This window comes from Butyrivibrio sp. (assembly GCF_017635265.1).
Lineage (GTDB): Bacteria > Bacillota > Clostridia > Lachnospirales > Lachnospiraceae > Butyrivibrio.
This window is the reverse complement of the sequence record NZ_JAGBLU010000038.1, coordinates 1-26546: the sequence shown is the minus strand read 5'-3', so window position 1 is coordinate 26546 and position 26546 is coordinate 1. Positions and strand designations below refer to the sequence as shown.

25 protein-coding genes are annotated in these 26546 nt (G+C 38.9%); 5 read left to right on the top strand and 20 right to left on the bottom strand.

Annotated elements, in window-relative coordinates:
* Positions 1-53: 53 nt before the first annotated feature.
* Positions 54-638, bottom strand: coding sequence for an NAD(P)H-dependent oxidoreductase (locus tag J6O61_RS05385; RefSeq protein ID WP_292210516.1), 585 nt, complete (start codon positions 636-638; stop codon positions 54-56).
* A gap of 251 nt (positions 639-889) precedes the next feature.
* On the opposite strand from J6O61_RS05385, the gene J6O61_RS05380 reads away from it, so the two are divergent.
* Positions 890-1891, top strand: a complete 1002-nt coding sequence (locus J6O61_RS05380) for a diacylglycerol/lipid kinase family protein (RefSeq protein ID WP_292210515.1) — start codon at positions 890-892, stop codon at positions 1889-1891.
* 161 nt (positions 1892-2052) lie between these two features.
* Here J6O61_RS05380 and glyA read toward each other — a convergent pair whose 3' ends face one another.
* The 17 genes from glyA to argC form a co-directional block, all read right to left on the bottom strand.
* On the bottom strand, positions 2053-3291 hold the full coding sequence (gene glyA, locus J6O61_RS05375; protein WP_292210513.1) for a serine hydroxymethyltransferase: 1239 nt from the start codon (positions 3289-3291) through the stop codon (positions 2053-2055).
* A gap of 154 nt (positions 3292-3445) precedes the next feature.
* Positions 3446-5434: a glycoside hydrolase family 31 protein gene (locus tag J6O61_RS05370; protein WP_292210512.1), complete on the bottom strand. Its 1989-nt coding sequence runs from the start codon at positions 5432-5434 to the stop codon at positions 3446-3448.
* A 72-nt stretch (positions 5435-5506) separates the two neighbouring features.
* Positions 5507-6217 (bottom strand): serine/threonine protein phosphatase, encoded by a 711-nt coding sequence (locus J6O61_RS05365; RefSeq protein WP_292210510.1) that lies wholly within the window; start codon positions 6215-6217, stop codon positions 5507-5509.
* A gap of 145 nt (positions 6218-6362) precedes the next feature.
* Positions 6363-7388 (bottom strand): glycosyltransferase family 2 protein, encoded by a 1026-nt coding sequence (locus tag J6O61_RS05360; protein ID WP_292210507.1) that lies wholly within the window; start codon positions 7386-7388, stop codon positions 6363-6365.
* A 5-nt stretch (positions 7389-7393) separates the two neighbouring features.
* The gene (locus tag J6O61_RS05355; RefSeq protein ID WP_292210504.1) at positions 7394-8062 is read right to left on the bottom strand and encodes a DUF1653 domain-containing protein; all 669 of its coding nucleotides are present in this window, start codon (positions 8060-8062) and stop codon (positions 7394-7396) included.
* Between the two features lie 162 nt (positions 8063-8224).
* Positions 8225-9238 carry a DNA polymerase III subunit delta gene (gene holA / locus J6O61_RS05350; protein ID WP_292210502.1) on the bottom strand — a complete coding sequence of 338 codons (1014 nt, stop codon included), beginning with the start codon at positions 9236-9238 and terminating at the stop codon, positions 8225-8227.
* 60 nt (positions 9239-9298) lie between these two features.
* Positions 9299-11569, bottom strand: coding sequence for a DNA internalization-related competence protein ComEC/Rec2 (locus tag J6O61_RS05345; RefSeq protein ID WP_292210500.1), 2271 nt, complete (start codon positions 11567-11569; stop codon positions 9299-9301).
* A 35-nt stretch (positions 11570-11604) separates the two neighbouring features.
* The gene (locus tag J6O61_RS05340; RefSeq protein WP_292210498.1) at positions 11605-12552 is read right to left on the bottom strand and encodes a GerMN domain-containing protein; all 948 of its coding nucleotides are present in this window, start codon (positions 12550-12552) and stop codon (positions 11605-11607) included.
* Positions 12549-14063, bottom strand: a complete 1515-nt coding sequence (locus J6O61_RS05335) for a sensor histidine kinase (protein ID WP_292210496.1) — start codon at positions 14061-14063, stop codon at positions 12549-12551. The genes J6O61_RS05340 and J6O61_RS05335 overlap by 4 nt, the downstream gene beginning before the upstream one ends.
* A gap of 15 nt (positions 14064-14078) precedes the next feature.
* On the bottom strand, positions 14079-14759 hold the full coding sequence (locus J6O61_RS05330; RefSeq protein ID WP_292210495.1) for a response regulator transcription factor: 681 nt from the start codon (positions 14757-14759) through the stop codon (positions 14079-14081).
* Between the two features lie 23 nt (positions 14760-14782).
* Positions 14783-15400, bottom strand: a complete 618-nt coding sequence (locus J6O61_RS05325; RefSeq protein WP_292210494.1) for a ComEA family DNA-binding protein — start codon at positions 15398-15400, stop codon at positions 14783-14785.
* Positions 15401-15515: 115 nt separating this feature from the next.
* A complete protein-coding gene (locus J6O61_RS05320) occupies positions 15516-16886 on the bottom strand; it encodes a sugar ABC transporter substrate-binding protein (protein WP_292210493.1) in 1371 nt (456 codons plus the stop codon).
* Positions 16883-18082, bottom strand: a complete 1200-nt coding sequence (locus J6O61_RS05315; RefSeq protein ID WP_292210491.1) for an aspartate aminotransferase family protein — start codon at positions 18080-18082, stop codon at positions 16883-16885. The genes J6O61_RS05320 and J6O61_RS05315 overlap by 4 nt, the downstream gene beginning before the upstream one ends.
* A gap of 30 nt (positions 18083-18112) precedes the next feature.
* Positions 18113-19003: an acetylglutamate kinase gene (gene argB / locus J6O61_RS05310; protein WP_292210490.1), complete on the bottom strand. Its 891-nt coding sequence runs from the start codon at positions 19001-19003 to the stop codon at positions 18113-18115.
* A 19-nt stretch (positions 19004-19022) separates the two neighbouring features.
* Positions 19023-20246, bottom strand: coding sequence for a bifunctional ornithine acetyltransferase/N-acetylglutamate synthase (gene argJ / locus J6O61_RS05305; RefSeq protein WP_292210488.1), 1224 nt, complete (start codon positions 20244-20246; stop codon positions 19023-19025).
* A 102-nt stretch (positions 20247-20348) separates the two neighbouring features.
* Positions 20349-20792, bottom strand: a complete 444-nt coding sequence (locus tag J6O61_RS05300) for a GNAT family N-acetyltransferase (RefSeq protein ID WP_292210486.1) — start codon at positions 20790-20792, stop codon at positions 20349-20351.
* A gap of 27 nt (positions 20793-20819) precedes the next feature.
* A complete protein-coding gene (gene argC, locus J6O61_RS05295; RefSeq protein WP_292210483.1) occupies positions 20820-21872 on the bottom strand; it encodes an N-acetyl-gamma-glutamyl-phosphate reductase in 1053 nt (350 codons plus the stop codon).
* A gap of 197 nt (positions 21873-22069) precedes the next feature.
* Between argC and J6O61_RS05290 the strand changes: the two genes are divergently transcribed.
* The 4 genes from J6O61_RS05290 (at position 22070) to J6O61_RS05275 (ending at position 25289) form a co-directional block, all read left to right on the top strand.
* Positions 22070-23296: an argininosuccinate synthase gene (locus tag J6O61_RS05290; protein WP_292210481.1), complete on the top strand. Its 1227-nt coding sequence runs from the start codon at positions 22070-22072 to the stop codon at positions 23294-23296.
* The gene (locus J6O61_RS05285) at positions 23296-23589 is read left to right on the top strand and encodes a DUF1294 domain-containing protein (protein WP_292210479.1); all 294 of its coding nucleotides are present in this window, start codon (positions 23296-23298) and stop codon (positions 23587-23589) included. Before J6O61_RS05290 ends, J6O61_RS05285 begins: the two co-directional genes overlap by 1 nt.
* Before the next feature lie 26 nt (positions 23590-23615).
* On the top strand, positions 23616-24359 hold the full coding sequence (locus tag J6O61_RS05280; RefSeq protein ID WP_292210476.1) for a hypothetical protein: 744 nt from the start codon (positions 23616-23618) through the stop codon (positions 24357-24359).
* A 93-nt stretch (positions 24360-24452) separates the two neighbouring features.
* Positions 24453-25289: a DegV family protein gene (locus tag J6O61_RS05275; protein ID WP_292210474.1), complete on the top strand. Its 837-nt coding sequence runs from the start codon at positions 24453-24455 to the stop codon at positions 25287-25289.
* Positions 25290-25351: 62 nt separating this feature from the next.
* On the opposite strand, the gene J6O61_RS05270 is transcribed toward J6O61_RS05275, so the two are convergent.
* Complete coding sequence (locus J6O61_RS05270) at positions 25352-26302, bottom strand: hypothetical protein (protein ID WP_292210471.1); 951 nt, start codon at positions 26300-26302, stop codon at positions 25352-25354.
* Positions 26303-26314: 12 nt separating this feature from the next.
* Positions 26315-26485, bottom strand: coding sequence for a hypothetical protein (locus tag J6O61_RS05265; protein ID WP_292210469.1), 171 nt, complete (start codon positions 26483-26485; stop codon positions 26315-26317).
* Positions 26486-26546 lie beyond the last annotated feature (61 nt).

The window sequence follows — 26546 nt, the reverse complement described above, 5'->3', positions numbered from 1 at the left end:
TTCTGCACATTACTCTCCTATACCAAAGAACACCTACATATTGTGGTCTGAAACTACATAACTGTGATTTTATCTATGCAGTCGTTAACAATACCATCGATATCTGCTCCGACTATGTCAAGTCCTACTGCCTCAATCTTCTCGCAATCCGAAATGCCATAGAAATTTTGGGCCAGAGCCTTAATGTATCCATATCCAAGTTCTTCAGGTACAAAGGCGCCTCCTGCTGTTGTAACATAATAAAGCTTATGAGCATTACAAAGCCCTCTGGGATATCCTTCTTCCGTATACTCAAAAGTTATGCCTCTAACATTGATATGCTCTACATACTGCTTAAGTAAGGCCGGAAATGATAAGTCATAGCAGGGAGCTGCAATCACAATTATATCCGCCTTTGCAAAGTTCCCGGCAAGGCTGAAATATTCATCCCGGAAGTTGGAACTTGCAATGCAATCGTCTCTGTATATAAGGAATTTCTCATCTGTTTTAGGAAAAGGAATATCTTCAAGCTTCACTTCCAAAATCTCAGCATCCTTATTTTCTTCAGATGCTTTTTTACCAAGCTTTTCTATAAGCTTATCAGCAATTCTTTTGGTTCTTGAATTCTCCCTTACACAAGCATTTACGAATAGAATCATTATGTGCCTCCTAAATTAAACAATATAAATTCACACATCCGTTTTTGCATTATTGCATAGTCTCATTACTTGTTTATGTATTTATTCTAGTAGATTTAACTGTCCGATTAAAGCTTTGTTTGCTATATTTCGCAATTTATTTATCAAGATTATATCAGCATTCCTCTGCAGACCTATAGAATATGAAGATGGTGTGGTTATAGCCTAATTGTAGTAGAATACATATATCATCTTTAAACAAGGAGACCGATATGTATTACTGCATAGTTAATCCATCTGCCCGTTCTGGCAAAGGAAAAGAGATATGGGAAAAGCTTGAACAAAAGTTCCTCAATAAAGGTATCGAATACACGACATATTTAACTAAAGGACCGGGGGACGGAACCAGTATTGCGAATATAATAACTTCAAATAACAATAAACACAGTTCATCTGAATCTGATAAAAGTACAGCAGGTAATGCGCCTGTAAAGCTTGTTGTTCTTGGTGGAGATGGCACATTAAATGAGGTCATAAACGGAATAGCGGACTTTAACAAAACACTGGTAGGTTATATTCCAATCGGCTCTTCCAATGATTTCGCCAGAGACCTTTCATATCCCAAAGACACTGATACTCTGCTTGATACTGTTTTACAAGGCAAAACAGTCAGAAAACTTGACCTTGGAAAACTCACCTTTAACACCATGACAAAGCCTTTGTCACGTTTACATGAAACAGAAGTTTCTAATACAAGAATATTCGATGTAAGCTGTGGGATTGGATTTGATGCCGCAGTTTGCGAAGAAGCATTATCATCAGGAACAAAAAATTTTCTTAACAAAATAGGACTTGGGAAACTTACATATGGTCTAATAGCTATAAGACAGCTCCTTAAAGCTGACAGAATTCCCTGTGATATTGAGCTGGATAACGGTCAGACAGTTCATTTGAAACATTTCATATTCATTGCCGCTATGATTCATCATTATGAAGGCGGAGGCTTTAACTTTGCTCCAAAGGCAGACTTAAGTGACGGAAAATTTGATCTTGTCTACGCCGGTGATATGCCCAAACTACGAATGATATTTGCACTCCCCTTCTCTTTCTTTGGTAATTACTATTGGATAAAAGGCATAGGACATCATGTTGCCGGGAAAGTAACTATAAAAACCATGCTCCCCATGTGGGTACACACCGACGGAGAAGTGTCTGTAAAATCAGATAACATAACTCTTGAATGTCTGAAAGAAAAGCTGCAGCTTATGTGTTAAATTCCCATAATCACCGGGCAGACTTTATAAGAATTCTTCTATCTCTGTAAATATAGTTTTTTTATAGAACAGCATGAAGGGGGATGGATTAAGGAATAGATATTTGAACGTTTTATCTTTATCTATTCCATAATCCATCCCCTTCATGCATCATTATAACATCAGTCAAGTGGATATTTGTCAGTAAGGCTCTTGATGATAGCTCTGGCTTCATCATTCTTTTCGCCCTTATTCTTAATAACAATGGCGATAGCCTCAGCAATCTTATCCATATCCTCTTTGTTCATTCCCCTTGTAGTAACTGCGGCTGTTCCTAAACGAATACCACTTGTTACGAATGGAGACTGCTGCTCGTTAGGAATGGTATTTTTATTGGCTGTTATATGTGCATCATCAAGCCATGTCTCAACTTCTTTTCCTGTAAGCCCAAAGTTTGTCAGGTCAACAAGCATAAGATGATTGTCTGTTCCACCTGAAACAATCTTGATTCCTCTCTGCATAAGTCCATCACAAAGAGCCTTGCAGTTTTCTACTACATCTGTTGCATATTTCTTAAATTCAGGAGAAAGAGCTTCTTTAAAACATACTGCCTTAGCTGCAATAACGTGCTCAAGCGGGCCACCCTGAATTCCAGGGAATACAGCCTTGTTGATCTTAAACTTATCCTGAGCTGACTGATTCCAGAGAATAAGTCCGCCTCTTGGTCCACGAAGTGTCTTGTGAGTTGTTGTGGTTACAACATCTGCATATGGGAATGGACTTGGATGAACACCTGCCGCAACAAGACCTGCAATATGTGCCATATCAACCATAAGAATTGCTCCACATGCATCAGCAGCCTCTCTGAACTTTTTAAAATCAATTGTTCTGCAATATGCTGATGCTCCGGCTATAATAAGTTTAGGTTTATGTTCTACAGCGAGCTTGTACATCTGGTCATAATCAAGGAAGCCGTTTTCATCAACTCCATAAGGAACAACATTAAAATATGTACCGGAAATATTTGCCGGGCTACCATGTGTGAGATGTCCGCCCTGATTCAGGTTCATTCCCATGATAGTGTCACCGGGCTGTAAAAGTGCAAACTGAACAGCAAGGTTTGCCTGAGCACCTGAATGTGGCTGAACATTTGCGTAGTCACACCCAAAAAGCTCTTTTGCTCTCTCAATTGCAAGCTTTTCTACTTCATCTACCACAAAACATCCACCATAATATCTTTTTCCGGGAAGTCCCTCAGCATATTTATTAGTTAACGGGCTACCCATAGCTGCCATAACAGCTTTGCTTGTCCAGTTTTCTGACGCAATAAGTTCAATGTGATCATTCTGTCTTGCAACCTCTTTTTCAATGAGTGATGCAATCTCCGGGTCAACTTTTCTGACTTCTTCCAGTGAATACATTTTTCGCTCCTCCTAAACATTTTTGCAATTTAATGTGTTAAAGCAAAACACATGGCATATCATAACATATAACCCATAAAAAATCTATATAAAAAAACTTCCAATATCTGGCATATAACCACATATTGGAAGTTTTTATATAGATTTCAGAAAATTAAAGTTTGCAGAACACAGGGATTGAATCGATAGGTGCTTTCGAAGTTATCACCTGACCACCATCATAAACTACATCATCGCGGATATCACGCCACTTACCTTCCGGAAGATATACTTCTCTTTCATATTGATTAAGATTCGTTACAGGTGCCACCAGATATCTGGAGCCAAACATGTACTCGTCATATGTATCCCAGCACTTTGCATCTTCTGGAAATTCATAAAAAAGAGTCCTCAAAAGAGGCGAACCGTTTTTACTTGTTTCTTCATATAATTCCCTGATATAAGGCTTAAGTTCAAGACGAAGGCGAAGCTGTTTTTTCAGGATTTCATATACTTCCTGTCCATAGCTCCACAATTCATTAGGATACCCTGTATGCATATACCCACCACCAAAGTCTCTGTTATCAAGAGGCTCTGTATCGTATGGTCCTCTGTCGCCATGCATTCGAAGGACAGGGGAGAAAACTGCAAATTCAAACCACCTTACCAAAAGCTGTTTAAAATCAGGATCACTTGCATCATCAGTCATAAAGCCGCCAATATCTGTGGTCCACCATGATATTCCGCAAAGCCCCATATTAAGTCCTGCAGCAATCTGATCTTTCAGAGATTCAAATGTGCTCGGAACATCCCCGGACCATACTACGTTTCCATATTTTTGGCTTCCTGCCCAGGCTGACCTCAAAAGATTTACCACAGGTTTATCCTGCTCTTTTCTCATGTTTTCATAAAAGAGCCTGCTATAATACTGAGGATAAATATTGCTGACCTCAAGTCCCTGACCCAGATAATACCTCAAGTTGTCAAAATCATATTTAACAAGATCCGGTTCCGAATTATCAAGCCAGAACATATCTATTCCAAGGTCATAGTAATTCTTTTTACAAACCTGCCAAACATACTCTCTGGTTTCAGGATTTGTTGCATCCAAAACACTGCAGTCTCCCTGATAGTCATAGTTTTGTAATCCGCCGCGTTCATTTCTTACAAACAGACCTCTCTCCTGCATTTCATAAAAATGCTCACTTCTCTTATCTACAGTAGGCCATACCGAAACCACAACCTTTATTCCCATACTATGAAGTTCATCGATCATAGCCTTAGGATCAGGCCAGTAGGTCTTGTCAAATTTCCAATCCCCCTGCACTGTCCAATGGAAAAAGTCGATAACTATGCAATCTATAGGAACACCCTCATCTTTACACTTATGAGCAACCTCTAGGACTTCCTTCTGTGTGCGGTAGCGAAGCTTACACTGCCAAAGCCCCATAAGGTCTTCGGGCATTTGCGGACTTCTTCCGGTCACCGAGGTGTAATTTTCAATAAGGCCCTTAGGAGTATCAGAAACAGTTATCCAATAATCCATTTCCTTTGTAGCTTCAGCAACCCATTCAGTATAGTTCATCCCGAAAGTTGCTCTTCCCACAGCCGGATTATTCCACAAAAAACCGTAGCCAAGACTTGAAACTTCAAACGGCACAGAAACCTGAGAATTTCTCTGTTCCAAATTAAGGATACATCCCTTTAAATTGGTATAAGGATGCTGGTACTGTCCCATACCAAATATTTTTTCATTGTCATTGCTTTCAAACTTAATTGCAAGATGATAATCGCCGCCAACAATTGGTCTGTAATCACGATTTGCATATTTTAGGCACCTGGACTCTTTGGACTCTGTTCCACCATAAAATCTAAAGTACTCCCTAAGAATCATGGAATCATCTCTATAAAAGGTGATCACACCGGCAAAATTTACTGTTGCCTTAATACGACCATTTGTGATTGACGCAAAGGGACAACCATCTCTTTCAGAAATGACAACCACTGACTTTGTCTCTTTTTTCTCCAATGCCCAGTCATTACCTGTGAAATCCGGATACATTGTGCTTCTTACTCTAAAAGCATCTTTTCCCCATCCTTCAATCTTAAGCGTTTCCCCTTGCCTTTTTGCCACTAATGCCCCATTTTCATCAGTAAAAATCATTTTTTGCCTCCCAACACATTATTTAAAAAAGACCTCAATTACCAACACATTTTTGGAAATTGAGGTCAAATTTTAATTATATCTGACGGCCAGTTCTTCTTCTCGTCTTTTACAAAAGGCTTCCAATATGGAAGTATGATACACAACAAGATAAAAAATAATAGCCATAATAAAAGCAGTTATAACATCATACATAGAATGCTGCTTGATAAACAAAGTAGAAAGGATTATCGAAACACCAATGATATCACTGACTGTTTTCCCTGTCTTATTAAAGCGTCTGCTGCGATGGATTGCTATCATAGATCCGATTGAATTATATACATGAATACTCGGCCATAAATTGGCAGATGTATCACTCCTGTATATAATAGCCACTAAATGTGTAAAAACATTATCCCTTGGCATAACAGCAGGTCTGAGCTGATGCATATTCGGAAACAAAGTTGAAATAATAAGAAATATGGTCATTCCGGTTGCTAAAAAAGCAAAATTTTTGTAGTAGTCCTCTACTTCGTAAGAAAACATGAAGAACAAAAGCGTAAGTGACACATACAAAAACCACATATAATACGGAATAACAAAAGCTTCAACAAAAGGAATTACATCATCTATTGCAGTATGGATAACCGCATAATGGGAAAATCTATGCTTCTCAATGCAGATAAACCACAGCAGATATATCGGCCCATAAACTAAAATCGGCGTTGAAAGCTTCAGCATATCGCGCCAATAATCCCTGTTCAGCGGCCTTCCTACCCACTTTTCGAACTTTTCTTTCATGTTTTCATAAACTCCTCAAAATAGAAAAAACCTTCGACACCGTATTATTGTATCACTTTATTTCTGTATTACAAGCCGAACAAATTATAAAGAATCTGTTAAGTCATACTACTGTTTGTTTCCCGGCGATAAAAAGCTCATCAAATTAATTGAAATGGAATATTTTCTGCAAAAGTCTGTACCCTGCCAGAGTAATCTTTCTCCCACCTTTTCCCGGAAGATAAATATATGTTCCCTCAATGCTGTACCTGATCTTTAAATACAGCCAGAAGTTCTTTTCTTTGATATATTCAAGCAGTTCTTTTCTCTTGGCCAGATTCTCTTTAGTATCTTCGGTTATAAGAAGAACAGATGAAATAGCTGTAACAATCTCAAGATAATTGAACATATATTTATGTCTTTCTCTTTGAGAACGGATCATTCCATAGTTTTCTACGTAATAATCTATCATTAGCTTATTCACACGAAGCTGCTGATCGATACGCGAAAGCATTATCTTCTGATTTACAGACTGATCCTCTCTGCCAATATAGTAATAATAGAAATTGATGTCAAGATAATACATTGTCTTAACAAAAGGAAGCGGATTGAACACATAGATGTTATCCACATAAAAAGTGTGCTCCGGAAGCTTTAATCCACAATCCTTCAATAGTTTTGTTCTAAAGATTACAGAATGCATTAAAAGGTAATGTCCCTTGGGAGTTCTCTTTATGTCTTTCCATGTAAAAAGCTCTTCAATAGGGAACATTGTATTATAGCGCATTACTTTATGACGTTTTTCACCGACTTTGTTATAGACAAAGTTACTAATCAGAAGATCAAGCTGTCTGTCTCCTCCTGCCAGTTCCTCCAAAGTAGAAAGAATTTTCCTATATGCAATTTCCTTTACCCAGTCATCTGAATCAACTACCTTGAAGAAAAGACCTGTAGCAGCCTGCAGACCTGCGTTAACGGCACTGCCATGCCCACCGTTTGGTTTGTGAATAGCCTTACAGATTGTAGGATACTTTTTGGCATATTCATCAGCAATCTCTGCTGTTCTATCCTTAGAACCGTCATCTACTATGAGAATTTCTACATCTTCGCCGCCTACAAGAAGGGATTCTATACATTTGTCCATATAGTTTTCAGAATTGTAGCACGGAATTGCAACAGAAAGTAATTTCATTTTTATTAACTCCTTAATCTGGTACTCTCAAATTTTTCAATTGTCGTAAGACAGGTTCGAAGATCATTGTACCTGTCATAAACATCTCCCTCTTTAACAACTACGCCAAGTGACATCGCCATGATGTCAATCATATCATTTGTTATCACGGGACGAAGTTTGGTTAAAATGTCATTTTTATCAACTGCAAGATCTGCATCCATAAACTCTATTACAAGAGGATTAAGATTCAACTCTTCTGCCTCGGAATCTATAGATTTATCCATAACTTCAGATCTCTTATATGGTTCGCTCCTGAACTGTTTTCGGATTTCATCTCTTTTAGTAGTTTCCTTTTCAGCTTTTGCTTCAGTTCGGACTACTTCATTCTTTTTATCTGAAAAACCGGAAGTTTCAACCTTTTCAGAACTTACTACTTTATCTTCTGTACTTTCTGAGTCTTTTTTTACTCTCTCAAAGCGGTACTTCTGCTTTACATTAGGATATTTATCATGATCAACCTCAGACATAAACATATCAAGCGGCCTTACATATACTTTATAATCACCATAAAGAGCCTGATAGACAACCATCTCTTCCCTTGTTTCAGAATGGATTGCTATAGAAACAATCTGATACATATTCCCCTTAAAATGCCTGAATAACTCATAAGGCACAGGTCTTTGTCTATCCATTCTCTCTTTCCTCCGACAACACAAACTTTATTGTCTGGCTGCACCACCCGGATGCCGATACAATAAAATGCATAAAGCAATTATCTAAATATAGTCCTATCAGTATTGTATCCAGCCAATATGTTGTATAGTATAACCCGAAAACCCTGTTTTTTCAAATTTTCACTTTCTGGTCGTTCCTATGATCACCATTTCAACACTAATTACATAGTCAAGTTTACCTGTTTTTACAGCTTCGTCATTGGATGCACACAGTTCCAACGCATCACGCAGCTGCTCAAAAGTATAGCCCCTTGCCCAGTTTTCATATTTGCCAACCAAAAACGGAGCTATACCCGCTCCGGAAGCTATCTGTGCTCTATCCTTATGGTTGGAACTCATTTCCTTGACCTGAAGCATAATATTAAACTGTCTGGTTATAAGTGCAAGTATCTTGGCAGGCGGCTCTTTTAATGCCAAAAGGTCATAATACAGATCAATGGCCTTTTTTTGTTCCTGAGAAGCTATGGCATCCGTCATGGCAAATATTCTGCTGGTAAGCCACCCTGCACATACAGCATTTATATCTTCTTCAGTTACTTCCTCTCTGTCCATACAATAGCACACAAGTTTTTCAATCTCTGTACTGATATTGGACATATCTGTGCCGACTCTCTCCAAAAAGAATGTCGCAGCTCTTGAAGTTATTTTTTTTCCTTCAGCCGAAAGCTTACCTGCTATCCATCTTTTTAAAGTATCTTCATCCTGCGTGTCGCAGTTCATTTCAAGACCTATCTTACTGACAGCCTTAAAAATATCTTTTCTCTTATCTACTTCTTTTTCTATAAAAATAAAGTAAGTAGTCTCAATTTTTGACTTTAAATAATCTGCAAGGAGCGGACAGCCGTTTTTAAAAAAGCCGCTGTTTTCAATAAGAATCACCCTCTTATCGGACAAAAATGGCATCGTTTCGGCCATATCTATAACTTCAGCAGGATTTATCTGATCACCTTCGTACCTGGTGAAATTCATGGAAGATGAATCACCACCAAGGGCCTTTACAAGCTTGTCTCTGTTTTGAAGTCTCAAATAAGCTTCATCCCCGTAAATCAGATAACACTGTTTAAAGGTTCCGTTTTTTATATCATCATTAAGTTGCCTCTGCTTAACAGGAAAGTCTGTAGTCTTTGTTGCCATAAAATCACACTCCGAAGTTTATTCTATCAGAAGCTATTGAAAAAAGCCATAACACACCGATCATCTGAATTTATGCACCGAAATTCTGCCCTTATGAAGCTCCACCCCGATTTCGCCGCATATATCTGTTCTATAGGTTTTCGCACCAATTATATCAAGTCTTTCTAACAGCTCTTTATGCGGGTGTCCATAGGAGTTTTCAAGGCCACAGCTTATAAGAGCTATCTTAGGATTTATCATATTCAAAAAATCCATGTCAGTTGTGTACATTGAACCATGGTGCGCAACTTTAAGAAGTGTCAGATTGTCAAAGATCTCAGGTCTTTGCTTCATTATTTCTTTTATGTTTTCCTGTCCGTTTTTTTCTACATCCCCGGTAAAAAGAGCTTTGAAATCATTATATTTCATAAAAAGAACTGTAGAATACGCGTTGGCTCCGTCAACAATCATATTCAAATCAGGATTAAGGCAAAAAAATTCTATTTCTCCAACCCTGAATGACTCACCGGAATTTATATAAAAAACGGGAATTCCAAGCTCCCCTGCCCTATCCTGCAATCTTCGGTAGTTATCCCCGCGGCAACTGCGATCAACTTCAGGAAGTATCATCTTTTTTATAAAGATGCCACCATCTTCCATATCATCCAATATATCAAGTATTCCGCTAATATGATCCGTATCTTCATGAGTAAGAACTACTACATCTAAAGTCCCAACCCCTTTATATTTAAAAAAAGGTATCATCTGATATTTTCCGACCTTTTTCTTACTGGTGCTTCCGCCATCAATAAGAATATTGTTTCTTCCTGAAGATATTAAGATGCCATCTCCCTGCCCCACATCAATCATATTAATTTCAAGTTCAGGCAAAATCCTGAAAGTAAGAACAAACACAGCAATAACAATAAAAAGATATTTTAAAACATCCAGCTTTAATAGTTTGTTTTGGGAAATTCTTTTACCGGATATATATACTCCAATATAATAAGTCCCCGATATGAAAGCAGCAATCATGATTGCATATATAAAGACCTGAATTTTCGAAGAATGCCCCATGTACCATGTAAGTCTCCCGGAAAACTTTGTAACATCGCATGACAGCTTATAAAAAAGTAAAATAATGTGTACAAAAGCCCCCAGGCTTTTCCCTATAATACCAACAGTTCCCATGGACATGCAGATAACACCTGCACTCATAAGAACTCCCATGAGTGGTAATACAAGAAGATTCAATATAATGGATCCAAGGGGATAAGTATAGTAAAATGACGCATACACAGGAAGAGTAATAATCATTATTGAAATACAGGTAATTACGGAATCCAGACTTTTCCTTAGCACATCACTTAACAGATTTTTATCTTTCTTTTCATCTGCAAACTTCATATCATAGTTCCGGCAGTTAAGAAAAAATGGCCTTAAGCTCGGTTTAAGCAGTGTGATCCCAACTATTGCTCCAAAAGAAAACAAAAATCCGCTGTTATACAAATATAATGGCTGATCTGGCAAAAGAAGAATAAAAGCAAAAGAAAGCCCGGTATAAATATCATAAGTTCTTCCAAACACCGGAGCCATAAGTCTTAAAGTAAACATCATGATAGCTCTAAATGCAGATGTGTTCATGCCACACATTGCGCCATAGCTAAACATAATAACAATACAAACAGCCACAATAAATACTTCAGGTAATCTTACCTTTTTGAGCAAGCGATAAATCCCCATACCAATTATAGAGATATGAAGCCCACTCACCGCGAGAATATGCATGATTCCGGAGTCTTTATACAGATCCTTTATTTCTTCATCCATAAAGGACTTATCCCCAAGAAGCATTGCTTTCATAATCGATGCGTCTTCTTCAGGCATGCATTTATCAAGATTTTTTTCAAAAATAAACTTTATGTCATATAAGCCCTCTTTGAAATAATCTGTTTTTCCGTCTGCTTTTTTGACAGAAGCATTTTTTAACCTATATGCAATTTTCAATGTGGAATAATAGCAGCGAGAGTCAAATTCACCGGGATTTCCGGGGGCTGAAAAAGTAACAGTTTTCCCCGCAATAAGAATAGTTTCACCTATAGATGGCTCATATGAGTCAGCAGATAAATAACATTCGATATACTTAAAATTTCCTTTTAATTTCTTTCCGGGAACAAGGTAAAGAACTGTGTATACTTCGCCCAAAGAGTTCTGTTTTTGTTCCTTTTGGACCACTACTCCAAAAACAGAAGTAACTTCCTTAGGACTCTCTTCGGGCTCATATACTATGATTTCAGAATAAAAAAACTCCAGATAAATATAGACAATCGCCGCCATAAAAAGTGCTAACACACACAGCGGCCTCTTCATAATATAATTTCCTCTTATTATTCAATAATATCAAGATTTCTCTCGTAAGAACCTGAAATTACGAAATCCATAAATGTAAAAGCAGTCTCTCCCTCTACCGAAAGTACTACTTTATTTACATCCGAAAACTCGGTAATAGTGTTTACTATGGAGTAAAGTGCAACTTCAGCCGAAACATTTTGCGTCTGATTTAAAATAGTCTGATCAAAATCAACATAGCATACCCCGTCTTTAATATTCACACTTTTAACCTTGGTATCCTTGTTGATTGTAGGAAAAGCAATGTCCGTATTTGGTCCGCTTATTATCTGTTCAACCGCAAGCCTTTCCATTGAAATATTACTGTTATAAACAACTGACCTGTATACAGGAATAAGCTTATCTCCGGTTTCATTGGCAAAATACAGCTTTAACTCTATTTTTTCATATGTACTGATTTCTTTACCGACATTATAGATAAAAGTATCTGCAGACATATTACCGATAACATTTCCATAATGGTCTGTAAGCGGTGCCCCTTCTACCTGAAAAGTAACGTAATCAACATCTTCAAGCTGAGAAAATGTCCTTACGATAGCTGCTCTGTCAAGTATCTCTATCGTCCTTCCAAGCTCACTGTACTTGCCATCAAAGTTAAGCGTCAACAGCTTATCCTTAAGCGTATAATTCAGCAGCTTTATGTCGCCGGCAATCGGAGCTTCATACTGAAGTCTGTCGGGAATAGTTGCAAGAACCTGTAAAAGTTCATCTATTACCGCTCTGCTATCCGATAAATCAGACTCAAGAGCATAGTTTTCTGAGATAATCCCGGTTTCTGAAGTATTTACATAGTAAACCTTAAATGCACCGGAATCAGCCTGAGATTTCTTTTCGCATCCCACTAATGCAGCAATTAGCAGTAAAACCGATAAAACCGGAATTATTCTATTTTTCAACAATAACACTTTTTTAATAATTCTAATCATTTTGTACCTATACTGATAAGTGGAATTCTGACCGTAAAAATCGTACCTTCTCCCAAGGTGCTCTGAACATCTATTGATCCTCTGTGCATAAGCACTGCATTTCTCGCAATAGAAAGACCTAGCCCTGTACCACCTATTTCACGTGATCTTGACTTATCGACTCTGTAAAACCTCTCATATATATGATCAAGACTATCCTGCGGAATACCTATTCCGGTATCAATAACTTTTATGGAGAAGTACTGATGATCCGCATCAAGTTCAACTTTGACAGTACCATTTTCCTTGTTATACTTAATGGCATTCTCAACAAGGTTCATGATCACAAGTGATATTTTAACCTCATCAATTTCGGCTGTAATCGCTCTGTTACTTTCAAGTGTAAGGTCAATGTTATGCTTTCTGGCAATCGGTCTCATTCTCTTAAGTACCACTTCGGTAAGACTAACAACATCTACAGAAGTGATTGTAAGTCCGGAAGCTTTTTTATCCATCTTAACAAGAGCCAGAAGGTCATTGATAATCTTATCCTCTCTGTCTATTTCTTCACCAATGTCTGTCATAAACTCTCTGTACACTTCATTAGGTACATCTTCCTGAGACAGCAGTGAATCAGCCAGAACCTTGATTGATGTGATAGGAGTTTTAAGTTCATGTGACACATTGGAAACAAATTCCTGTCTTGAGTCATCAAGTACCTTCATTCGTCTCAAAAGAGCATTAAAGGCATTTATGATCTGCTCGGTTTCCAGATAATTCGGACCAACAACCGGTTTATCGGTATATCCCTCTTTAACATCATTTATAGCAGATGTAATCCTGTCAAATGGCTTAAGAAGTGCATATGAAACCAATGCTGCAAAAACAAGAATGATAAGTACAATAAGAGTTTCTAAAGTTGTAGCTCTCTGACTTAGAATATCAAGTGTATTATCAATAGTCTCCGTCGAAACGCTTGTCAAAAGAACTCCCCTGACAACTTCATTGGAATTCCTCCCCATTGAGATGTCGCCCTCCTCGATTACTTCCGACGTAACAATGGGGGTTATCATTTCAATATATCCATTTGCACTGTCATATTTTGATATAGCGCCCTTTGATCCGGTCTTTAGACAATTGACAACTTCTTCGGAAATAATTGTCTTTCCCTGACTAATGTTGTAGGTATCTTTTACAACTTTCAAATCATCATTTATGACCATAACACGACCGTCATAAAGATTTGCCAACATATCAATTTCTGCGTTGATAAGCTCCGAAGAGGTATCCTGCAAATAATTATATGTTATCAGGTGATTGGCCAATATCCTTAGCTGAGTCTGAACTTCCGTTGATTTAACGTTGACAGCACGATCTTCATAGCTTTGCAAAATCAGGGCATGCATAACCAGACAGGAAAGGAGTCCCGTAACAGAAACAACTATGAAAAATCGTACTCTTAGACTTTTGAATATATTTCTTATTTTTAGCTGAATAGCTAAATCTCTTATTTTTGATACAAAAAGGTTCATATTATACTTTTTATTTTATCCTTGGAAATAATAGCCACTGCCCCATTTGGTTCTTACATATCTTGGCTCACTAGGGTTACTCTCAAGCTTTTCACGAAGTCTTCTGATGTGAACATCAACTGTCCTTTCATCACCCGGATAATCTGTCCCCCATATCGTATGCAAAAGCTCTTCTCTGGAATAAACCCTGCCGGCGTTGGATGCGAGCAGTTCCAGCAGTTCATATTCCCTGCTGGTAACATTTATTTCCCTATCTTTTACAAACACTCTTCTATAAGCCTCATTAAGCTTCAGCTCTCCGAAAGAAAGCGTTCTCTCAGTAGTTGTTGTTCTGCTGGTTCTTCGTATAATCGCTTTGATTCTGGCCTTGACCTCCAAAATATTAAAAGGCTTGGTCATATAATCATCTGCGCCATATTCCAGTCCGAGAATCTTATCCATATCATCACCTTTAGCTGTAAGCATAATGATAGGAACATTGGAAAACTCACGAATCTGCTGACAAACCTCAAAACCATTAAGTCCCGGAAGCATCACATCAAGTAAAATAATGTCATAGTCACCTGCCTTAGCCATATCAAGAGCAGTCTGTCCATCATATGCACAGTCACAAACTATGTCATCCTGCTCCAGACTAAACTTAATTCCTTTAACTATTGCTTTTTCATCGTCTACTACAAGTGCTTTTTTACTCATTACTTCTCCGCTTTCTAAAACTATTAAACTGTAATAAATTCCTTAATCTTGGAAAAGAGCTTATCCTTAATTCCCGACACTTTCATAATATCTTCAATACAAGTAAACTTACCATTTTGTGTTCGGAAATCCACGATCTTTCCAGCAACTTTCTCCCCAATCCCCGGAATAGTCTTAAGTTCCTCCTTTGTGGCAGTATTAATATTGACCAGGCCATTACCCGAAGAGCCGGCTGCAGCGCCACTAAACTCATCTGCAATGCCATTCATAACTTCATCTTTTGTTGGAATCATGAGTTTGGTGCCATCTTCAGCTTTGGCAGCCAGATTTACAAAAGTTTCATCTGCGCCTTCAGCAAAACCACCAGCCGCATCTACCGCATCACCCACTCGCGAAGAGGGAGGTAGTTCATAAACACCCGGACATACAACTGCACCACAAACATACACCACAACATTTTCCTGCTCGGGCAAAGCGGTTGTGATGTCATACCCCGTGCTACAATTCTCATCAGAAATACCTTTAGACCCCTCAACATCCAAAGTATCATTTAGAACAATATCTGAATCAGATCCGACATTGGTACACCCTGCCAGAAAAACTCCCATCAGACAACAAAAAAGAAATAATATCTTACGCATGTTTTCCTCCAAAGAGGAACCCCGCCATGCTTTCTTATTCTAGTCGATAAAAAAAATTTACGCAAGCCGGAAATAGAAAAATAATCATTGCAGGTCGTAAACCTGGCAGTAACAATTAATCACTGTCTTCCGTAAGCCCATCCGTAATATCCAAATCTGTAGGATCAGGAATAGTCTCTTCTTCAAAAGCCTCTCCCGTAACCTGCGTCATAATACTCTCAGAAACATTTTTGAGTGTTGTATTACAATCTTCTCCGTTCCAAATCCTGGTAAATGCTATTTCAAGCTCCATCCATAGATTACTTGTCTCAATAGTTTTGGGCATCGGAACAGAATCCGCATATACATCAGTAAAAGTATCCAGATTGCTGTTTCCGTAGTTTACTCCAAAATGAGCAGCCATTTTACCGCTTAAGCTATAGATATCACCGGAGTTATCATTAAGAAGATACCGGGCAAAAGAATTAGCTTCAGAAATATGCTCGCTGTAACCGTTAACTACAATACAATCAGTTACAGACATTGTTCTTGTTTTATAATTCTGAGTGATATCGGGAATATCAGCTACCGCAAACTCATAGTCGCATTCACCTGCCGCTTTTGCAGCCTCAATCTTGGAAAGAACATCAGTCGTAGCTACTGTAAATACTATTTTTCCGTCAATAAAGTCCTGTACCACGCTGTCGTAATCAATTTCCTTGGCATCAATGGCAAAAAACTGATTAAGCTGCTGATATATCTTCATACAGCTGATGGTGTCTGAGTTATAAATATCGATAAGACTAACATCATCTCCGGCCTTACCGCCTACATTCATGTAATTTCCCACAAAGAAATAATTGTAAAAAATATCAGTTACATCCCACTTGAATACAGCTTCAACCTGATCGGGAGCATTGTAACTTTGAGCGAATTTCAGAATATCAGCAATTGTATGAGGAATAAGGTCTTCTACTTCTATGTCAAGCTCCTCGTCAGCTATCATATTTTCAAGATAAGTCTTGTTATATATAAGAGAACTGGTCTCATAGTAAAAAGGATAAGCAACCAGTCTGTCATTGTAAGTTACTGAATTGATGGCTGAGGCAGGGAAAGTTTCCTCATCAAGAAAGTCAACCCCATTGTCTATTTCAAGCGCAAGTCCAGCAAGATAAGCCTTTTCAAGCGAATCATTTGTTATTATATACAGGTCGGGATAATTGTCTTCTTCAAGAGAAGCTTTGTTAATTGCTTCGAGATATTCAAGACCTGACACCAGAACCGGCTCAATACGTATCCTGTTCCTTGACTCTGAAAAGGCTACTGCCTTGTTCTGTAGATAAGGAGTAAGGGCATCATCCGTATACCATATTCTAACTGTGGTCTTATTTAACGAAAAGAGGGAACGATCCTCAAAAGCGCTCTGTTTAGACTGCGCATAAAGAATCGTCCCTGATAACATGCATAATACTAAAAGGATAGAAAAAATTTTAATTCTCAGTCTCATAAACTCCCTAGACACGAATCAAGTATACTGATCATGTCATCCACATTCTTCCTGGTTATAACAAGAGGAGGTACAAAGCGGATTATATCAGAGCCTGCATTGATCAAAATAAGTCCCTTGTCAAGTGCCTTGTTAATGACCTCTGCGACCGGCCTGTCAAAAACAAGTCCCTGCATCAGTCCCATTCCTCTTCTGAATAAAATGAAGTCATAACGCTCTACAAGCTCGTTTAAGCGTTCCTCTAAATAAGGTGCCACCTCATTCACATTCTCTATTATATTGTCCTGCTTAAATAAATCAAGAACTTTGTTAATTGCCGCACACGCCAAAGGATTGCCTCCGTATGTAGTGCCATGATCTCCGGCAACAAGGGAATTTGCAGCCACTTTTTCATTTAAAAGAAATGCTCCTACAGGAACTCCGCAGCCAAGAGCCTTTGCTGTTGTCATTATATCCGGCTTTACGCCGTATTTCTGCCAGGCAAACATAGCACCGCAGCGCCCCATTCCGCATTGTATCTCGTCCAAAATAAGAAGAATATCTCTTTCATCACAGAGCTTTCTGATCTGTTCAAGAAACTCCTTTTCTGCAGGAAAAATTCCGCCTTCACCCTGCACTGTTTCCATTATGATAGCACATGTTTTTTCATTAACCTGAGAAAGAACACTTTCAAAATCATTTAAATCTGCAAATCTGATATTTCCTATCATTGGTCCAAAGGCTTCTCTGTAATGAGGATTGCCTGTAACCGAAAGAGCTCCGAAAGTTCTTCCGTGGAAGGAATGATTCATCGCAATTATTTCATGGTCAGTCTTCCCGTCTTTAAGGAAGGCGTATTTTCTGGCTGCTTTAAGAGCCCCCTCTATAGCCTCGGCACCGCTGTTGGTAAAAAAGACTCTGTCCATACCTGAGACTTCTTTAATCTTTTTGGCAGCTTCGATGGCCGGAACATTATAATAGTAGTTGGATGTATGAAGTACTTTATCTATCTGTGCTTTAAGTGCATCATTATATTCCTTGTTATTATATCCAAGGGCAAACACCGCAATACCGGCAACAAAATCCAGATACTCTTTTCCGTCTATATCATATAAATAAACTCCGTCTCCTTTATCAAGAACAATCTGGTATCTGTTGTATGTGTGCAAAAGAGCATTTTCCGCTTCCTTGATATAAGTCTCCATCATCTCGCTCATGACAATAATTCTCCTCTGTAAATGTACTGTTTATACTGCTTCGTTTTCGTCATCTGCTGTAAACATGGTTCCAACACCCTTGTTGGTAAAGATTTCCAAAAGCAGACAATGTGCTATTCTTCCATCCAGAATATGGACACTGTTAACACCTTCTTTTATGGCGTCAATACAATTTCCAAGCTTGGGAAGCATTCCACCACCTATATTTCCGCTGTCAATAAGCTCTTGTGCTTCTGAACATGTAAGCTTTGAAAGGAAGGAAGATGGATCATTTATATCCTTATAAACGCCTTCAATATCCGTCAAAAAAGCCAGCTTATCTGCACCAACAGCCTTGGCTATTGCACAAGCCGCATCATCTGCATTGATATTATATGTATCAAAATTATCATCAAATCCTACAGGCGCTATCACAGGAAGATAGTCATTATCAATAAGGTCAAACAACACCTTTGGATCCACCTTATCAATTTCCCCAACGTATCCTATATCTTTACCGTCTGAAAACTTCTTTTTAACATGCAAAAGGCCTGAATCTTTTCCGCTGATTCCTACAGCTTTTACCCCAAGCTCCTGAACCATTGTAACAAGCTGCTTATTAACCCTTCCGAGGACCATTTCTGCAATTTCCATAGTCTCAGCATCTGTTACCCTAAGCCCGTTTACAAACTCTGCCTCTTTTCCGACCTTTGAGACCCATGAGCTGATAGCTTTTCCGCCACCATGAACAATTATTGGTTTAAGTCCTACAAGTTTCAAAAGAGTAACGTCCGTTATTACACTTTTTTGAAGTTCTTCGTTACTCATGGCACTTCCGCCATATTTAACCACAATAACCTTTTTGTTGAATTTCTGAATGTACGGAAGAGCCTCAACCAGAACCTCTGCTTTTTTTAACACACTTTCCATATCCTTATCCATAATAGACCTCCTCTTCCAATCATGACCTGTAATCAGCATTAATCTTCACATAGTCATATGTAAGATCACATCCCCATGCTGTCGCCGACTCATCGCCCTCATGCATGTCCACAAGTACTGTTACAGCATCTGCCTTCATTATTTCAAGTGCCTTAGCCTCATCAAAATCAAGAGGTGTTCCCATATGGAAAACTTCTATCTTGCCATTTGCGCTTTCAAAGAAAAGTTCCACATCGTTCTGATCAAAGATAGCGCCGGAATATCCCATGGCACAAAGAAATCTTCCGAAATTGGCGTCGCAGCCGTAGATAGCTGCTTTTGAAAGATTTGATCCAACAATTGCTCTCGAAAGAGTTCTTGCGTCTGCTTTACTTTTTGCATTTACAACTTTTGCTTCAAAAAGCTTTGTTGCTCCCTCGCCATCGGAAGCCATCTTCTTGGCAAGAAATGTGCAAACGTAGGAAAGAGCTTCTTTAAACTTTTTATAATTATCGTTTTTCTCGCTAATGCAGTCATTTCCTGCAAGACCATTTGCCATACACAAGAGAGTATCGTTGGTTGAGGTATCACCATCAACTGTTATCATATTAAAAGAGTCTGCTACTACGTCTTTTACCGCTTCCTGAAGCAGAGATTTCTCAATCTTAAGATCGGTAGATAAAAAAGCAAGCATGGTGCACATATTAGGATGGATCATTCCTGAGCCCTTGCTCATGCCTCCAAGAGTGATCTCTTTTCCATCAATATCAAAGGTTACGGCAATCTCTTTGTTAACCGTATCAGTTGTCATAATGGCCTTTGAAGCTGCTGTCCCTGCTTCAATACTGTCATCAAGGCTTTCACTCATCTTAGATACGCCAAGTGTCATCTTATCTACAGGAAGCTGCATTCCAATTACACCGGTAGATGCGACGCCAACTGACAAATAAGCAACTCCAAGGCTCTTTTCCACTGCCTTTGCCACTGCCTCGCATGCGTCAAATCCCTCTTTTCCCGTACATGCATTGGCAATTCCTGAATTGATCACAACTGCCTGCATTGTACTACCGGATTCAACTATTTTTTTATCCCACTGGACACATGCAGCCTTTACTACATTGGAAGTAAAGGTTCCTGCACACACACAGGGCTCTGTGGAATATATAAGTGCCATATCAGTCCTGTCTTTATACTTGATACCTGCTTCGCAGCTTGCCGCCTTAAATCCTTTTGCTGCTGTAATACCACCTGTTATCTCTTTCATATATCTGCTCCACCTCTAATAACGATATTTTATTATCTGACTATATCTGCTCGGATGCGGATACCGTAACCGACCAAAATACGGTCGCTAACGGTAACCAGCTCATTTATTAAATATAGTCAGATTACCTTCATTTAAAGCAAAATCGTAATAATTGAGATCAGTTCTGAATGTCCATCCCATTTTCTGCCAGAACTTATTGCCGACTGTATTTGTAACAAAAGCATTCAGGCAGACCTTATTGATCTTTTCTTTTTTTAGCTGCTCACAGCAAAATTCAACCATCTTTTTGCCGATTCCATGCATTCTGTACTCTTCACTTACGCATACATGATAAAGACAGGCCCTTCTTCCATCATGTCCACATAAAATAGCACCGACTATCTTTCCATCCTCCACATCAACTGCGCTTGTGGTGGGATTTCTTTTTAAAAACATCTCTACGCCTTCTTTAGTATCGTCAATTGAACGGATACCAAAACCATGTATCGACATCCAGAGCGCGTATACTTCATCGTAATCATCAATCGTCATTGTACGAACCATAGTTTCACCAGCTTTTCTTTTTATTTATTATGGGAAGCAGGGAACAATCTCAAGTCCCATACTTTCTTTAAGACCAAAGGCAATATTCATATTCTGAACTGCCTGCCCTGCAGCACCCTTTACAAGGTTGTCGATGGCCCCCATCATGATTATTCTTCCGGTGCGCTCATCGATCTTAAATCCAATATCTACAAAATTACTGCATTCTACCCATCTTGTTTCAGGATAAACGCCATCCTCAAGAAGTCTTATAAAATACTCATCTTTATAATACTTTTCATATGCAGCTCTAATATCCATAGCGCTTGGAAGCTTGCCGTCCTTCTTTATAAGAGATGCGTACTCTGTTGCAAGTATTCCTCTGTTCATAGGAACAAGGTGAGGTGTGAAGTTTAACACAAGCTCTTTTCCCGCAGCGTATCCCAACTGCTCTTCTATCTCAGGAGTATGTCTGTGAGTAGCAACTCCATATGGCTTGCAGCTCTCATTGGCTTCACAGTAGAGATTTGCAACCTTAGCGCCCCTTCCAGCTCCAGAAACTCCACTTAAGGCATCAATTATCAGAGAATCCGGATCAATAAGTCCTTCTTTAATAAGAGGATATGCTGTAAGGATCGAACAGGTCGTATAGCATCCCGGATTTGCAATTATCCTTGCATTTTTTATCTTATCCCGATTTATTTCGCACAGACCATATACAGCTTCATTTATATATTCAGGAGCTTTATGTTCTATCTTGTACCATTTCTCATATATAGATACATCTTTTAACCTGAAATCAGCTGACAGATCTATTACCTTCACCTTATTTAATATAGTTTCATTGATCAGTGATGCACAAAGCCCCTGAGGAGTTGCTGTGAAAATAACATCCACCTCATCTGAAAGCTTATCCATGTTGTCGTCCATGCATTTTGCATCTACCAATTTAAAAAGGTTTCCATATATACTACTGTACTTCTCATCTATGTAGCTTCTGGACCCATACCAAACAACTTCTGCTTCAGGATGTCCCTGCAGTAATCTCACAATTTCTGCGCCTGCATATCCGGTTGCACCAATGATTCCTACTTTTATCATCTTCTTGAAACCTCCTATAAACTTTTTTCAGTATACGACCTATAAAAAAAATATGCAACAGAAAATATAAATATTTATGCATATTTTTAATTATTTTTAAATATTTATACATTTTTGGTTGCATTTTGTGCATAAAGGGTTTATATTATGATAAAACAAATTCGTGAAAACATAAAAGAAAGACGAGGAGAGAAAAAATGGCAAAAGAAAAGGTTATTCTTGCATATTCAGGCGGTTTGGACACTACTGCTATCATACCCTGGCTTAAGGAAAACTTCGATTATGAAGTTGTATGCGTCTGCATAGATTGCGGTCAGGAAGAGGAACTTGATGGTCTGAATGAAAGAGCTTTAAGTTGCGGAGCAAGCAAACTCTATATATTAGATGTTGTTGATGAATTTTGTGATGAGTACATAGTTCCATGTGTAATGGCTCACGCAGTTTATGAGAACAAGTACCTTCTTGGCACATCAATGGCTCGTCCTCTCATTGCTAAAAAGCTCGTTGAAGTAGCAAGAAAGGAAGGCGCTGTAGCTATCTGCCACGGAGCAACAGGAAAGGGCAATGACCAGATTCGTTTTGAATTGGGAATAAAGGCTCTTGCTCCTGATATAAAGATCATCGCAGCCTGGAGAAATGATAAGTGGACAATGGATTCACGTGAATCTGAGATTGAATACTGCAAAGCTCATGGCATCAATCTTCCATTCTCTGCAGATTCAAGCTACAGCCGTGACAGAAACCTCTGGCACATTTCACACGAAGGTCTTGAACTCGAAGATCCTTCTTTAGAGCCAAACTACAAGCATCTCTTAGTACTCGGCAAAACTCCTGAAGAGGCTCCCGACACACCAACAACTGTAACAATGACATTTGAAGCAGGTGTTCCAAAGTCTGTTAACGGAAAAGAAATGAAGGTTTCAGACATCATCCGCACTCTCAACAAGCTTGGCGGAGAAAACGGTATCGGAATCGTTGATATTGTTGAGAACCGTGTAGTTGGAATGAAGTCCCGTGGCGTATATGAGACACCTGGCGGAACAATTCTTTATGAAGCACACCAACAGCTTGAGGAGTTGATTTTAGATCGCGATACCTATACAATGAAGAAAGATATGGGCAACAAGTTTGCTGATATAGTTTATGAAGGGAAATGGTTTACTCCTCTTCGTGAAGCTGAACAGGCATTTATTGAATCCACTCAGAAATATGTTACAGGTGAGGTTACTTTTAAGCTTTATAAAGGCAATATCATAAAGGCAGGAACAACTTCGCCATACTCACTTTACAATGAGAGCATTGCATCATTTAAGACAGGTGATCTCTATGATCATCACGATGCAGAAGGCTTCATAAACCTGTTTGGTCTTTCTTCAAAGGTTCGTGCCATGAAGATGCAGGAAGCCGAAAAAAATAAAAATTAATGAACTCATTTAGCATTTTGATCTGTTATATCATATTAGTAAACATATTAGGGTTTGCCTTAATGGGAATAGATAAACGAAAGGCGCGTAAAAACGCCTTTCGTATTCCTGAGGCAACCCTTTTTTCGGTTGCTGTAATAGGCGGAAGCCTTGGTTCTATACTTGGTATGCAGTTATTCAGACACAAAACCAAGCATCTCTCATTTAAAATCGGTATGCCTGTTATTTTTATTCTTCAGGTATTGATTGCGGTATTGTTAGTTGTAGGTCCTATTGGGATAGATTTCATTTAATTTTTTCGGGGTATGGGGAGGCAAAAATGCATATAGCAGTATGTGACGACAACATTGCGGACAGAAAGCAGACAGAAAGGCTTCTTGGTCGCCAATCAGACAGATTTTTTAAAGAAATCGGAGAAAGGCTGTATATAGATTCCTTTGGAAACATAGATGCATTTATGCAGCATCCGCAGATGTATCACGGCTTATTTGTCGATATGGTAAGCGGAGATGTTGATGGATGTCAGCTGGCAAAAATGCTCATAGCAGACGGCGTAACCAGTCCTATAATTCTCTGCTCTTCTTCTATCGACTACAGAAAAAGAATAAGTGAAGAAGGCCTGAATGAGCCAAATATTCTTTTCCTTGATAAACCAATTAAAGTAGCGGATCTCACAGCTATTATGGATGAAATAAAACGCTTCATGGGTGATCCGATTCAGACTTTGGAGTTACGGGGACAACATGGAACAATCTACGCCAAAGGCGACGATATTGTTTATGTACTAAAAAAGGGTGCCGAGCTTAGCATATATTTGGCTGATGGCCGCATTCAGGTCATAATGGATGATATTTACAATTTTTATGATCAGTGTGCTATTTTTCCACAAATATGCCCAATTACCGATACTACACTTATTAATATAAACCACATTTCCAGGACATCATTTAAAAGAGTGACTATGGATACCGGTAATTCTTTTCCTATTTCTTTCACCTACATAAATGCCATTAAGCAGGCAAGAGAAATATGTGATCGATTGTCAAAAGAAAACAAGTTTTAAATCCGTTTATTTACTGGCAAGGCAGCACGTGGTATCATCATTATGTAGTAATAAAAACTACATATTGTATTATGAACATTTTTTGGAGGTTATATGAGTTATAAAATTGTAGTGGATAGTTGTTGCGACCTGCCGGTTGAATATAGAAAAAATCCAAACTTTGAGGTAGTTCCTCTTATTTTACAGATTGACGATAATGTAATTGTAGATGACGATACTTTTGACCAGGCAGATTATTTAGCCAAGGTTGCTGCTTCTAAGTCCTGTGCCAAAACAGCATGCCCTTCACCTGAACTTTACATGGAGGCTTATGATTGCCAGGCCGATGATGTTTATGTTGTCACACTCTCATCCAAGCTCAGCGGCAGCTACAACAGCGCACTTTTAGGCAAAGATCTTTACCATGAAGAAAAAGGCGAAAAGAACATACATATATTTGATTCACTTTCTGCCTGCTGCGGAGAAACAAATATAGCCCTCAAGGCAATGGAGCTTGCAGAGTCCGGTCTTTCTTTTGAAAAAGTAGTTGAGGAAGTAGAAAAATACCGCGACGAAATGGCTACATATTTTGTACTTGATTCTCTTGAAACCCTTAGAAAAAACGGTCGTCTATCAGGTATGAAGGCTCTTGTGGCAACCACACTGAATATTAAGCCTGTATGTATCGGCTCAAAGGGAGAAATCCTTCAGAAAAGCCAAGGCATCGGTATAAGAAAGGCTCTTGTCAAAATGACTGACATTGTAGCTTCCGAAATAAAAAATTCACAGGAAAAGCGCCTTATGATTACCCATGTAAACTGCTACGAAAGAGCCTGTGTCGTGCGCGATCTGATACTAAAGAAAGTTCCTTTTAAGGATGCCATAATTGTGGACGCCGCAGGTGTTGCCACCACCTATGCAGGAGATGGCGGAATTGTGGTGACATTTTAAAAACAGCAGGAGAATGTACTATTTACACTCTCCTGCTTCTTTTTGTCTTTAACTATCTTTATTTATCTTTCCTTATTTTCAAAGAATGTCCCTACATACAAAAAGCCTGCATAGTCTGTATCTCCACATAAGGTATCGGGTGTTACTGTTCCGTCTGTTGTGACTGCCCCGGCAGGGATGGTGAGTTCATAGGCTTTTCCCTTGTATTTGTAATCTACGATAAGTGTGACGTCGGGTCTTTGAGCGAGGGCTTCGTATACTGACCTGTGGAAGCTGTAGTAATTACCTGTATTTATGTTTACGGCCATTCCACTTCCTGCCGCTAAAATCGCTGCTTCTGCACTTTTATTTACAGTATAGAAAGCCATTCTCCTGGCTCTTGCCTCTGCCTTTTCTTCAAAGGTTGTTTCTGCTCTGTTTTCATCATTATCGTTATCATCATCACTTGAATCTGATGAGTCAGAGGTGTTGATAGCTGCGCTTTCGGAGGAAGAGCTTGAATCTGAGGAAGGTGCTCCGGTATAAAAGGTTCGGGTGATGTTGTATATATCAATTTGAGTTGTTACACCCTCTCGCAATATGTAAGCAGATGAACTACCATTTTCTTCATCAACTATTGTAGCACCTAATGGAACTGTAACATTCGAATCATTGGCAGCAACTCCATTGATTTTATATAATGACATATATTCTTCGTAAAAATCACTAGGAATATAGGTCTCACCCTCCGCTTGTGCCGCTATAACCTTTGCAGCTTCTGTCGCATCCCACGCAGCCTTCCGTTCATTATATTCTGCAAGATGTGCCTCCTCGTCTTTTTTTTCCTGCTCCAAGTCATCAGTTGTTTTCACTGTTCCTGATGTGCCGTCCCACTCCTCATCGCTTTCCTGGGTTGTGATCAGATACTGAAACGTATCATCTGCTCCTGCAAAAGAAATCACCGGAGTCCCAAGAACAGCTCCTGCCAACATAATAGCTGCAAAATGCTTAAATACCTTCTTACCTAAAATCATGTAATGACCTCCTTATATTGTGTCAGAATCAAGCAAAGAAGAACTCCCAAAGTGCCCTATCCATCTGCATTTTCTCCTTATAGTGTACCCCCCCCGAATGATTAATAGGCTCTCGGAATCTCTAGCCCAGATTCCAAGGGCTTTTTCTTTTTTTCTTTTTTCCAAATCCCCCCAATTTCCCATAAAATTTTAAAAATAGGGGTTGACAAACCCTCCAAAATCTGCGGCCGCTTCGCGGCCTATT